This is a genomic window from Kitasatospora herbaricolor (genome assembly GCF_030813695.1).
Lineage (GTDB): Bacteria > Actinomycetota > Actinomycetes > Streptomycetales > Streptomycetaceae > Kitasatospora > Kitasatospora herbaricolor.
This window is the reverse complement of record NZ_JAUSVA010000003.1, coordinates 114,790-127,953: the sequence shown is the minus strand read 5'-3', so window position 1 is coordinate 127,953 and position 13,164 is coordinate 114,790. Positions and strand designations below refer to the sequence as shown.

At 69.5% G+C, this 13,164-nt stretch carries 3 protein-coding genes; all 3 read left to right on the top strand.

Features of this window, described 5'->3' with window-relative positions:
• Positions 1–254: 254 nt before the first annotated feature.
• The 3 genes from J2S46_RS39915 to J2S46_RS39905 all read left to right on the top strand — a co-directional run bounded on the left by J2S46_RS39915 (position 255) and on the right by J2S46_RS39905 (position 13,017).
• Positions 255–833, top strand: coding sequence for a hypothetical protein (locus J2S46_RS39915; RefSeq protein WP_307353087.1), 579 nt, complete (start codon positions 255–257; stop codon positions 831–833).
• Between the two features lie 410 nt (positions 834–1,243).
• Complete coding sequence (locus J2S46_RS39910) at positions 1,244–1,744, top strand: type 1 periplasmic-binding domain-containing protein (protein ID WP_191293350.1); 501 nt, start codon at positions 1,244–1,246, stop codon at positions 1,742–1,744.
• 167 nt (positions 1,745–1,911) lie between these two features.
• The gene (locus tag J2S46_RS39905) at positions 1,912–13,017 is read left to right on the top strand and encodes a LamG-like jellyroll fold domain-containing protein (RefSeq protein WP_191293351.1); all 11,106 of its coding nucleotides are present in this window, start codon (positions 1,912–1,914) and stop codon (positions 13,015–13,017) included.
• Positions 13,018–13,164 lie beyond the last annotated feature (147 nt).

The following is a 13,164-nucleotide window of genomic DNA, read 5'->3' as shown; positions in this document are numbered from 1 at the left end:
TCGTCCTGCCGACGGCAGGGATCTCCTGCGCGCAGCTGTTGCACCGGATCGAGGCATCGGGTGGCAGCACCGTCGGCAGCCGCCTGTTCACGACCCAGCCCGACGCGGTGCTGCGCGCCACCTCCGACCCGGTGCGCCGTTTTCGGCGCTCCGGACCGCACCGACGACCTCGCGCTCACCTTCGGCCCAGCTGGACGACATCCTCGTGGTCCACGCCGCAGGCCGCCGGCGTCCACCAACTGCACCACCGCGGCGTGCGGGTCGGCTGGGCCGCGCCGCTCGGTGACGGGCCGTGGGGCCGGGGCGGCTGGATCGCGGTGTTGCACCTGGCCGACGGCCGGGCCGAGCCGCTGCTCGCAGGCCTCGATCGGCCCCGCATCCACCGCGACCGCAGCGAAGCCCTGGACGCCCTTCGGATCGCTCGCGCCGTGCCGCCGGCCACCGCCGCGCGAACGCCCGATGCCGCGCGCTCGGCGCCGCGGACCTCCGGCTGGATCGGCCCACGCGCGACCGAGCCCGGCCTGGTGACGGTCCCCCGCGACCCGATCCTGCGCGGCATGCTCGACAACGACGCCCACCGCCCGCTCGACCCGGCCATCTTCGGCGACTACTGGCAACCGCTCGGCTGGACCGTGCAGCCCGCTGTGTGGCTGGTGACGGCGGAAGGCCACACGGTGGGCTGGGTCGAGCGCGGCGTCGTCGGTTCCGCCCTGTGGGTGGCGGTGTACGAGGGCTACTTCCTCGGCGACCCCGCCACCCACGAGCCGATCCTGCACGACACCCCCGAACAGGCCGCCCACACCGTCATGAAGGCCTACCTGCAGCAGGTGTGACCGGGCCCCGGCCCCGTCCGCGCAGGCGCGGGCAGAGCGAGCCGGCGGCCCGGTGCGCCCGCTGCCGGGGGCGTCAAGGTACCGCTGCCGAAGTCTGACATCCGGCGCAAGCTGCGCCGTGTCCCGGTCTGCTGACGGGAGGCCTGGCAGCCCGCCGACGGTGGGCATCGATGACGTGGCGGGAGGGTCGGCCTGTACCGGAATCACCATGACCGGAGCAAGGCGCTGGACGCCTTCACCGTGACGGGCGACGAGGGTCCGCGGCGGAGCGTGCGGTCGCAGGCGCGGCATCCGGTGGGCCTGTGGCGGCTGCGGGACCGTCCCCCCGTTGCGGAGGAGCGTCGTGGCTGACGCTTATGCTCGCGGCTTCAGAGGGCCGGCGCGCGTCGGTCCGATCGTGAGGAGCGGGCATGGATCGTCGTCGGGTGTGGTGGGTGGCCGGTACGGGTGTGGGCTTGCTGGCCGTGGCGGTGGTGCTGGCGGTGTTGGTGCCTGGGCGCGAGCCGGAGCGGTTGCCGGTGCGGGCGCGGGAGTACACCGACGTGCGGGTGTGTCTGTTGACGGACGAGCAGGGCGTGGCCGGCGCTCAGGCGGCCAGGGTGTGGGGCGGGATGCAGGACGCATCGGCCGCGACGAGGGCCCAGGTGTCGTTCCTGCCGGTGATGGGGCCGGGCACGGTGGCCAACGCGCAGTCCTACGCGAACACGTTGGTGCAGCGCAAGTGCTCCATGGTGCTGGCGGCCGGTGACCTGCCGGGGCAGGCCTTGCGGGCGATCGCGGAAGCCAACCCGAAGGTGCGGTTCGTCGTCGTCGGCGAGGGGGCGTCGGCGTCCAACGTGACAGCAGTCGCGCCGTCGGCGGACGTGCGGGGTTCTGTGGCGAAGATCGTGCTGGATGAGGGCAAGGCCTAGCCAAGCAGGGCAAGTCGCATTTAGGTGCACCTTATCCGTGCAGGTCACGGCCATTTCAGCAAACTTTTGATCATTTTAGGCAAAGACTTCCCCCGGGCTCTAGGTGACTCTTCGGTAACCCGGTGTGATTCGCGAGTTGCACTTGCTGATCTTGACTGGGGTCCCCCATGCCTGCGCGTCCTGCCCGCTCACCCCGCCGTCGGCGCGCCCTGCGCCGTCGTGTGCTGCGAGCGCTCGCACTGCTCACCGTCACGACGATGGGGCTGGTCCTGACGACGAGTGAGGCGATGGCGGACGGTTCCACGCTGCCCGCCTTCTCACTCGGTTCCTTCCACGACCTCCTGACCTGGTTCGGAGACGACACCCCGTCCTGGGGCGAGGTTCCCCAGCAGTCGTCGGGTTCGGCGGCCGGCCGTGGGCACGCCGTGTCGGCGGACCGCACCAGGGCGGGCGGGGGAGCGGGCGGCAAGGCGGGCAAGGGCAAGGGCGAGCTTGACGAGGCCAAGCCCTTCGCCCGTACCGTCAAGCCGGGGGTGAGCCGCACCACCAAGGGCTTCGACCCGGCGACCAGCAAGCGCAACGCCGCCAAGTCGAACGCGACCACCGACTACTTCGACAACGCCGACGGCTCGTTCAGCCGCAAGGTCGCCCAAGGGAAGATCAACTTCCAGGACGCCGCGGGGACCTGGCAGAAGGTCGACACGAAGGTCGGCAAGGGTGGTGACGGGCGCTGGCACGAGAGCGCCAACAGCCTCACCGTCGACTTCGCCCCCCAGGCCGCGGACGCCGCCCTGGCCTCGTTCGGCGTCGACCCCGCCCACAAGCTCGCCTACACCCTCAAGGGCGCGGCACCGGTTCAGGGCACCGCGGCGGGCTCGACGGTGACCTACAGCTCGATCCTGCCCGACACGGACCTGACGGTGGCCCCGATCACCTCGGGGGTGAAGGAGTCCGTCGTCCTGCACTCGGCCCAGGCCGCGAACTCCTGGGTGTTCCCCCTCGATCTCACCGGCCTGACCCCCAAGCTCAACGCCGCGGGCGGGGTGGACCTGCAGGACGCGACGGGCAAGACGCTGGAGGAGATACCGGCGGCCTACGCGTTCGACTCGAAGATCGCACCGGTCTCGGGGGAGCGGGGCACCACCCACGCGGTGACGTACGAGCTGGTCACCGACGCCGGGAAGCCGGCGCTGAAGATGACGCTGGACGCCGGCTGGCTGCACGACAGCGCCCGCGTCTTCCCGGTGACGGTCGACCCGTCCATGTGGGACCGGGTCAACACCACCTACGCGGAGACCGGCGCCGACATCCCGCAGGTCGACCACTCGATGGAGCAGACCATCAAGGTCGGCTCCTGGGACTCCGGCACACACTCGGCGAACTCCTTCGCGCAGGACTGGTACCACACCTTCGACGGCTCGGGCGTAGGCCTGGTCTCCGCGCACCTGTGGCTGTACGACATCTGGGCCTCCACCTGCACCCCGCAGTCGTTCTCCGTCGCCCAGGTCACCGAGCCGTGGGCGCCCAGCAGCGTCACCACCTACCCCGGGCCGTCGCACGGCGCGCAGATCGGCACCCTCACCCCGAACGTCCCCCATGCCTGCGCGAACACCTCGGGCAGCTCCACCGGCGGCGACTGGGTGGTCGTCTCGCTCGACAACAACGCCGTGCAGAACTGGGCCAACGGCACGACGCCGGACTACGGCCTGGCCATCTACGCCCCGACCAACGACAGCTCGCACTGGAAGCAGTTCGGCTCGATGGCCGACCCGGGTGCCGAGCCCTACGTCGTCTACGACTACAGCGGGAACGTCCCCCCGCAGGTGGAGGCGACCTTCCCGGCCAACGGCGGAGTCGCCAGCACCCTCACCCCGGAGCTGCAGGCGTTCGCCGACGACGCGCAGGTGTCCAGCAGCTCACTGAAGTACGAGTTCCAGGTCTACGACACCACCAACACCCAGGTCGTCGACTCCGGCCTGGTCACCGGCGGCAGCTGGAGCGTGCCGGCGGGCAAACTCAAGTGGGGGCAGACCTACTACTGGACGGTGCAGGCCCACAACGGCACCCAGTACTCCCCGCCGGCCCCGTGGTCCTCGCTGAGCGTCCAGGTGCCGCAGCCCGTCCTCACCTCCTCGCTCTCGCAGAACGGCGACGCGCGCGGTTTCAACCCCGCGATCGGCAACTTCACGAAGTCCGTCACCGATGCCCAGGTGACCGGCGCCGGACCGGCCCTGGAGGTGGTGCGCGACTACAACTCGCGTGACTCGCGCACCACCGGTGCGTTCGGCACCGGCTGGTCGAGCGTCCTGGACGCCCGCGCCACCGAGCAGCGCGACGCCGCGGGCACGCTCGTGGGTGTCGTGGTGACCTACCCGGACGGCTCGCAGGTCGGCTTCGGCAAGAACGACGACGGCAGCTTCTCCCCGCCCTCGGGCAGATTCGCCTCCCTGCGCGCCGTCACCGGCGGATACACGCTGACCGACAAGAACGCCACCGTCCACACCTTCACCCAGAGCCTGGGCACCGGCGCGTACGGCATCTACTCCATCGCCGACTCCAACGCGCGGACGATCTACTTCTACTGGACGGCCGGCCAGGTCACCGGCATCGCCTCGGCAGTCTCGGGCCGCTCCCTGCACTTCGACTGGTCCACCCCTGCCGGCGCCACCAATCCCCACCTCGTCCACGCCTACACCGACCCCGTCCAGGGCAGCAACTGGGCCACCGCACTGAACTGGAACTACACCTACACCGGCGACCAGCTGACCAAGCTCTGCTCACCGACCGACACCACCACCTGCAGCCAGTACAGCTACACCCCAGGCTCGCAGTTCCAGACCCAGGCACTCGACGAGGGCGCCTCCTCCCTCTGGCCGTTCTCCGAGGCCACGGGTGCCACCACCGCGGCAAGCGCGGTGAACACCAACGAGGGCGCCGACAAGGCCACCTACACCAACGTGACCCTCGGCCAGCCCGGGCCGCTCTCGGCAAGCACCGCCACCGGCGCCGGCTTCAACGGCACGTCCTCCTACGTGGAGATACCCAAGAGCCTGGCCAGCAGCGCCTCCCAGTACACGATGTCGATGTGGTTCCAGACCACCGCCACCACCCCCGGCGTCCTGTTCTCCTACTCCACCCTGCCGCTCAGCGCCGGAACCAGCGCCAGCCAGTACACGCCCTCGATCTATCTCGACGCGCACGGCCGCCTGAACGCCGAGTTCTGGAACTCCAGCGGCGTCGCCCCCATCATCTCGGCCCCCGTCAACAACGGCGCCTGGCACCAGGTGGTCCTGGCCGGCGCCGGATCCACCCAGACCCTCTACCTGGACGGCAACGCCGTCGGCTCCCGCAACGGCATGATCTCCCGCAGCGGCGGCTACACCAGCGCCCTGCAGGGCCACACCTACATCGGCGCCGGCTTCCTGGGCGGCACCTGGCCGGACCAGGCGCACTACTCCACCACCGGCAACACCGGCTACGCCACCTACTTCAACGGCACCATCGCGCAGGCGGCGGCCTTCCCGACAGGGCTCACGGCCGCCCAGGTCACAGCCCTGTACGCGGCCGGAAAGCAGAGCGGAAGCCTGCTCAACGGCATCACCCGGCCCTCGGGCAAGCAGTTCGCCGCAGTCACCTACGACACCAACACCGCCCAGGTCTCCCAGGTGACCGACGAGAACGGCGGCCTCTGGCAGATCGGCAAGCCGGCCGTCACCGGCTCCAGCCAGGTCTACCGCTCGGCGGTGATGGGCGCGGCCCCGGCCGGCTACTGGCGCCTGGGCGACACCGCTGGCGCCGGCACCGCCTACGACGAGGTCAAGTACGGTACCGGCACCTACAACGCCGTGACCCTCGCAACCACCGGGCCCTTCGCCGACAGCACGGCCGCGAAGTTCGACGGCGCCTCCTCCTACGTCCGGCTGCCCGCCACCGACACGGTCGGCACCGGAGCGAACTCCGTCGAGATGTGGTTCAGCATGCCGGCCGGCAGCACGGCCGGCGGCGTGCTCTTCGACTACGCGGGTGCCTCCCTCACCGGCGGCGCCCCCCGCAGCAACAGCTGGGTGCCCGCCCTCTACGTCGGAACCGACGGCAAACTGCACGGCAAGTTCTGGGACCAGTGGACGACGGCCTGGCAGATCGTCAGCCCCGGCGCCGTCAACGACGGCAAGTGGCACCACGCCGTCCTGTCCGCCTCGGCGACCTCCCAGTCCCTCTACCTGGACGGTGCACTGACCGGCACGACGCTGGGCACCCGCACCGCCTCACCCTCCGACTACGTCTACATCGGGGCGGGCGAGAGCTTCAGCTGGCCCAACGCCCCCACCAACGAACTCGGCTACTTCCCCGGCTCGATCGCCGACGTGTCCTTCTACCGCTCCGAGCTCTCCGCCGCCGACGCCGAGTCGCACTTCCAGAGCGCCCGCAACTCCACCGGCCTCACCCCGACGGAGACGGTGACGGTCACCGAACCCAGCGGCAAGACCCTCACCCACCAGTACGACCCCAACGCCGGCTACCGGCAGATCGCCGAGGTCGACGGCGCAGGTAACAAGACGACCTACGGCTACGACACCGGCGGCTTCCTGCACACCGTCACCGACCCCAACGGGGACGTCACGACCACCGGTCACGACGTGCGCGGCAACACCGTCTCCACCACCGCCTGCCAGAACCAGGCCGCCGGAACCTGCGCCACCAAGTACTTCACCTACTACCCGGACGCCACCACCGCGCCCCTCACCACAGCCGACCCGCGCAACGACGTGCTGCTGACCGTCCGCGACGGCCGCTCGGCTTCCGCCACCGACAACACCTACCTCACCAGCTACACCTACGACGCCGCCGGCAACAGGACCACCACCACCGGTCCGCCCGTGGCAGGCTTCCCGACCGGCCGGATCTCCGCCACCACCTTCAGCGACGGCAGCGCCACCTACCCCGCCGCCGACAGCGGCAACACCCCCGCGGGCCTGCCCGTGAAGGTCACCTCGCCCGGCGGCGCGGTCAGCACCATCGCCTACCTCCACAACGGCGACGTCGCCTCCACCACCATGGCCTCCGGCCTGAAGACCACCTACACCTACGACGGCCAAGGGCGCCCGCTCACCAAGACCGTCATCTCCGACAGCTACCCCACAGGGCTGACGACCTCCTACGTCTACGACGCCATGGGCCAGGTCGTCCAGGAGAGCAACCCGCCGATCACCGACCGGGTCACCGGCGCCATCCACACCTCCGTCGCCTCCACCGTCTTCGACAACGACGGCAACATCACCTCCCAGACCGTCGCCGACACCACCGGTGGCGACGCCCCGCGCACCCGCACCACCACCTACAACCAGTACGACCAGGTCGCCAGCCGCACCGACGCCAACGGCAACGCCGGCGCAGCCAACGGCGCCACCACCTCCATGACGTACGACAGCAGCGGCAACCTGACCCGGGAGACCAACCCCGCCGGCGCCGTCCTCGCCTACGGCTACGACTCCAACGGCCAGCTGCTCACCCAGAGCCTGCTCAACTACACCGGGGACCCGACCAACCCCACACCCGCCACCACCCTGGTCGAGTCCTCCCGGGCCTACGACCCGGCCGGGCGCCTCGCGTCGATCACCGACGCCATGGGCAACACCACCGCCTACACGTACACCGACGACGGCCTGACCGCGACCATCACCAGGACTGATGCCGCCGGCACCCACAGCTACGTGGAGCAGGCCAACGTCTACGACGCGGCGGCCAACCTCGTCCAGCGGACCACCGGCAACGGCGCGACCGTCACGCAGTACCAGGTCGACGCCGCCTCACGCACCACCACGACCACCCTGGACCCCGCCGGCGTCAACCGGGTCACCAGCGTCTCCTTCACCCCCGACGACCTGGTCGCCACCTCCAACCAGCACGACTCCTCGGGCTTCGACCGCACCACCTCCGCCACCTACGACACCGCCGGCCGCGCCCTCACCCAGACCCTGCACGGCGACTCCTCCGGACACCCCGTCGGCTGGTGGAAGCTGGACCAGACTTCCGGCTCCACGGTCACCGACAGCTCCGGCACCGGCACCACCGCCGCCGTGACCAACCCGGTGACGTGGGCGAACGGCGCCGCCAACCTGGCCGGCGCGAACGGCTGGATCGCCACCAACGGCCCGGTGCTGAACACCGCCTCCTCCTACACGGTCTCGGCCTGGGCCAACCTCGCCGACACCTCCGCCGACCACACGATCGTGGCCCAGGGCGGCACCAACACCGAGGCGTTCTTCCTCCAGTACTCCAAGGCCTTCAACAGCTGGGCCTTCGTCTCACCCAGCGCGGACGCCACCACGGGCGTGACCTTCGCGGCGGCGGCCGCCTCCGGTCCGGCAACCACCGGTACCTGGACCCACCTGGTCGGCGTCTTCGACGCCTCCGCCGGCACCATGACGCTCTACGTCAACGGCACGCAGGCCGCCACCGCCACCAACACCACGCCGTGGAACGCCACCGGGCCGCTGGCCATCGGCAACGCGGTCCTCACCGCCGGCAACCGCCTGTGGGGCACCACCCACAACGGAGCCATCTCCAACGTCCAGGCCTACCCCCGCGCCGTCAGCGCCGCCGAGGCCGCCACGCTCTTCAGCAACGGCCGCACCGGCGGAACAGCCGGCTCCTCCGGCGAGCAGACGACCAGCTACACCTACGACCAGCGCGGCCTCGCGAACTCCGCCACCGACGCCAACGGCAGCACCAGCACCTACGCCTACGACGAGGCCGGCAACCGCACCGTCACCTCCGGGCCGGCAGTGTCCGTCGAGATCGGCGGCGGCGCCCCCGTCATGGCCCACCCGACCACCACCTCGGGCTTCAACACCTTCGGCGAGGAGGTGGAAGAGCTCGACCCCAACGGCAACCAGGTCACCCACACCTACGACGCCAACGGTGAGGAAACCTCCACCACCGACCCCTCCTACCTCCCGCCGGGTGCCAGCACCCCGATCACCGCCACCACCACGACCACCTACGACGCCCTCGGCGACGTCGTCACCGCGACCCGCCCCGACGGCAGGTCCAGCAACTACCTCTTCGACCAGCTCGGCCAGCTCGCCCAGGAGACGACCCCCGACGGCAGGAAGACCCACTACACCTACGACGTCAACGGCGACCGGCTCTCCGTCACCGACGCCTCCGGTGCCGTCCGCCAGGCCACCTACGACTGGCTCGGCCGGCAGCTCACCTCCACCACCCTGGAGCGCTACCCCACCGCCCAGACCATCACCAGCACATCCTCCTACGACGTGAGCACGGGCAACCCCTACGGCACCTTCCTCACCTCCACCACCTCCGCCGAGGGCCGCACCACCTCCTACGCCTACAACCGCGCCGGCGACGTCACCTCGACCACCGACCCTGCCGGCAACACCACCAGCTACGCCTACGACTTCGCCGGGCGGGTGCAGAAGACCACCAACGCGGACGGCACCTCGTCCAGGGTGGCCTACAACGCACAGGGCCTGCCGCTGTCCACCAAGCAGTACACCAAGGGCCCCTTCCCCTTCCTGCTCACCACCACGTCCAAGACCTACGACGGCGTCGGTAACACCCTCTCGACTACCGACAACCGCGGCAGCACCTCCACCTTCACCTACGACGCCACCGGGGTGATGACCAACGAGGTCCAGCCGGTGTCCGCCACCGCCTCCATCACCACCTCCTTCGGCTACGACGCCGGCGGACACCGCACCCGCTTCACCGACGGACGCGGCAACTCCTGGAAGTACAGCTACAACAGCTGGGGCAAACAGGAGAGCGTCCTCGCACCGGCCGCCGGCACCTACACCTCCGCCGCCGACCGCACCACCAGCTACGTCTACGACCAGCTCGGCCAGCTCACCCAGGTGACCCAGCCCGGCGGCGTCGTGAACTCGATGTCCTACGACCTCTCCGGAAACCTCGCCTCGCAGTCCGGCAGCGGCGCCGAAGCCGCCACCGCCACCCGGAACTTCACCTACGACACCCTCGGCCAGGTCCTCACCGCCGCCACCGCCACCGCCGGCACCGTCGGCCAGAGCGGGTACCAGAGCGCCACCAGTGAGGCCTTCGGCTACGACGACCGCGGACACGTCCTGACGGCCACCGGCTCGGCAGGGTCCAGCTCCTTCGGTTACGGCAAGGACGGGCTGCTCTCCTCCCGCACCGACGCCGCCGGCACCACCTCCTACACCTACGACAACGCCGGCCGCCTCGCCACCCTCGCCGACCCCGCCACCGGCAACACCCTCACCTACACCTACAACGCGCTCTCCCAGCCCGCCACCGTCAACTACGGCGCGAGCGGCCAGAGCCGGACCTTCACCTACGACGTCCGCCACCGCCTCGCCACCGACACCCTGACCTCCGGCTCGACGACGCTGGCGTCGATGGCCTACGGCTACGACGCCAACAGCAACCTCACCTCCAAGACCACCACCGGCGTCGTCGGAGCAGCTGCCCACACCTATAGCTACGACCTCGCGAACCGCCTCACCTCGTGGAACAACGGCACCGCCACCACCGCCTACTCCTACGACGCCTCCGGCAACCGCACCCAGGTCGGCTCCAACGTCTTCACCTACGACGAACGCGACCAGCTGACCTCCGACGGCCAGCACACCTACCGCTACTCCGCGCGCGGCACCATGACCGAGGACCGAGTCGGCGGCACACCCGCTGTCTACGCCTCCGACGCCTACGGCCAGCAGATCGTGGCCGGCCAGCAGACCTACAACCTCGACGCCTCCGGCCGCGTCATCACCGCGGCTAACCAGGTCAGCGGCACCCGGACCTTCCAGTACACCGGCGGCTCCAACCAGGTCGCCTCCGACGGCTCCAACACCTACACCTGGGACCCGGGCTCCGGCCTGATCGGGACCAACACCCCTGGCGGCGCCGCATCCACCGGCCGCCTCGCACTCACCGACCAGCACGACGACCTCGTCGGCCAGTTCGCCACCGGCTCCACCACACTGACCGGCTCCCGCAGCTACGACCCGCTCGGAGGGGTCACCGCGACCTCCGGCCTGATCGGCCAGCTCGGCTTCCAGTCCGGCTGGACCGATGCGACGACCGACAAGGTCAACATGGGCTCGCGCTGGTACAACCCGGCGAACGGGCAGTTCCTCAACAAGGACACCGTCTCGCTCAACCCGGCACCCACCTCGGTCTCCGCCAACCCGTTCGCCTACGTCAACGACAACCCGCTCGCCGGCACCGACCCCTCCGGCCACTGCTCCTGGTACGACGTGGTCTGCGGAGTCAAGAGTGCGGCCAGCTCCGTCGCCTCCACCGTCTCCTCCGCCTGGGATGCCGGCAGCGCCTACGTGAGCGCCGCCGCCGAGTGGGCGGAGCAGAAGGCGGCCCAGGCCTACCACTACGTCGAGCAGATCGCCACCGAGGTCGTGCTCACCGTCCAGCGGACAGTCAGCACCGTCGTCACCAAGATCGTCGACTCCGGCCGCCGCGTCTACCGAGCGGCAAGACGCACCTATCGCAACACCGTGCGGACCGTCAGAAAGGTCATCAAAAGGTCGGTCGCCATCGTCCGCACCGCCTACCACGCAGCCGCAACCAAGGCGAAGCACGTCGCGCACACCGTCGGCAAGGCGGTTGCCGTGACGAAGGCAGTCGGCCACGCAGTGGCCAAGACCGCTGCGAAGGCCGCCTCCGTCGTCAAGCAGCACGCGGCGGCGATCACCTCCTTCGTCGCCTCGGCCGCGGTCTTCATCGGCTGCGAGGCCGCAGTCGGTATTCCGACCGCCGGAGCTGGCGCGGTGGCTGGCGCCGCAGCCTGCGGCGCCCTCGCTGGCGCAGCTGGCGCAGCCGTGGACCAGGCCTTCAAGTGCCACGAGGGCAAGCAGGGTGCCTGCTCAGCCGGAGCGTTCGGAACGGCTATCGCGGTCGGCACCGTCGGCGGAGCGGTCGGAGGAGCCCTGGGCGGCGCCTTCGGCGGCAAGCTCGCCAGTACCGCGCTCGGCGACCTCCTGCCCGCCTTCGCCACCAACGCCATCGAGGGCGCGGCGATCGGCGGTGCAAGCAGTGCGGCGAGCAGCGCTGCCGGCTACGGCCTGACCTGCGGCAACAACTGCTCCTGGTCCGGTGCGGCGAGCGCCGGCGTCAACGGCGCGGTCGACGGAGCCATCAGCGGCGGTATCGGCGGCGGCCTCTTCGGCGGCAGCGGCAAGGGCAAGAGCAAGGGATGCGGCGGTGCCCCGCACAGCTTCACCGGCTCCACCCCCGTCCTGATGGCCGACGGCACCACCAAGCACATCGACCAGATCAAAACCGGCGACCAGATCACCAACGCCGTCCCCGACAAGAAGAACACCGAGATCCACACGGTCACCGATGTCATCGTCACCACCACCGACCACGACTTCGTCGACCTCGCCATCGCCCCTGCCGCACAGTCAAAGACGCCTGGGCGCGGGGCGAAGACCCTACTCGGCCTTGCCGCAGGCGTCGCAGCGCTCACCCTCTGGGCGGCCGCGCCGCTCCAGCAGGCACAGGCCGCCGAACTTCCCGCCGCCGCAACCATGACTGAAGGGGCGGATTCCGGACCGGACGTCCAGAACTCCACGCTCACCACTACCTATCACCACCCTTTCTACGATCAGACTCAGCACGCCTTCGTTGATGCTCAGGACCTCAAGCCTGGCGACATCCTCCAGACCCCCGACGGCGCCGCCACCGTCAAGGAAATCCGGCTCCACCATGCCGATTCCACCACCTACGACCTCACCATTGGTGACCTCCACACGTACTATGTGGAGGCTGGCAGTACGCCCGTACTGGTCCATAACTGCGAGTTCACTGATCGGGCGGAACAGATTCGCGGGGTAATCCACGACGGAACGAAGGATGGAGGGCGCCCTTATAAGAATCAGACGGTCGCTGTCGTTCGGGCAGATGCGGGTGAAGGGAAGCCGGTCGACGTTGTTGCGGCAAGTGGAGATGGTCTGACCGATACACAGGCGGCTTCCCTGCAACCTGGTGAGGTGGCAGCTAAGAATGACCCCGAGTTGCATGCTGAAACTAACGCCATGCAACACATCAACGACAATGGCTGGACCCTTTGGGATGGCGGCGCAAGCCGAAATGTATGCCCGTACTGCGAAAACTCCATCCGCAGTGCAGGCGGGGCGCTTACAGGGCCATCCAGTTGGAAGGGTAGGATAAATTACTACCTGAAGGGGATCCCCAAATTCCAGTTTAGGTTTGGGCAGCGATCGTTCACATTCAGAGGGGGCGGTAACTAGTGGATAAGGCGAGCATTGAGAGGCGAGTGCAGCGTGCCCGTGTGGTGGTTGCGCGGTTCGGGCCAATCCTTGAGGCTGGATTGTCGCAGGAGTGGTCTGGAGTTGTCACCGGCGAGCCCGACTGGCCGGAATTGTGCCACTCGGTGT

Bases quoted from the DNA above. Each gene is read 5' to 3' on its own strand.
- J2S46_RS39905 (WP_191293351.1), top strand. From the start codon at position 1,912: ATGCCTGCGCGTCCTGCCCGCTCACCCCGCCGTCGGCGCGCCCTGCGC.
- J2S46_RS39910 (WP_191293350.1), top strand. From the start codon at position 1,244: ATGGATCGTCGTCGGGTGTGGTGGGTGGCCGGTACGGGTGTGGGCTTG.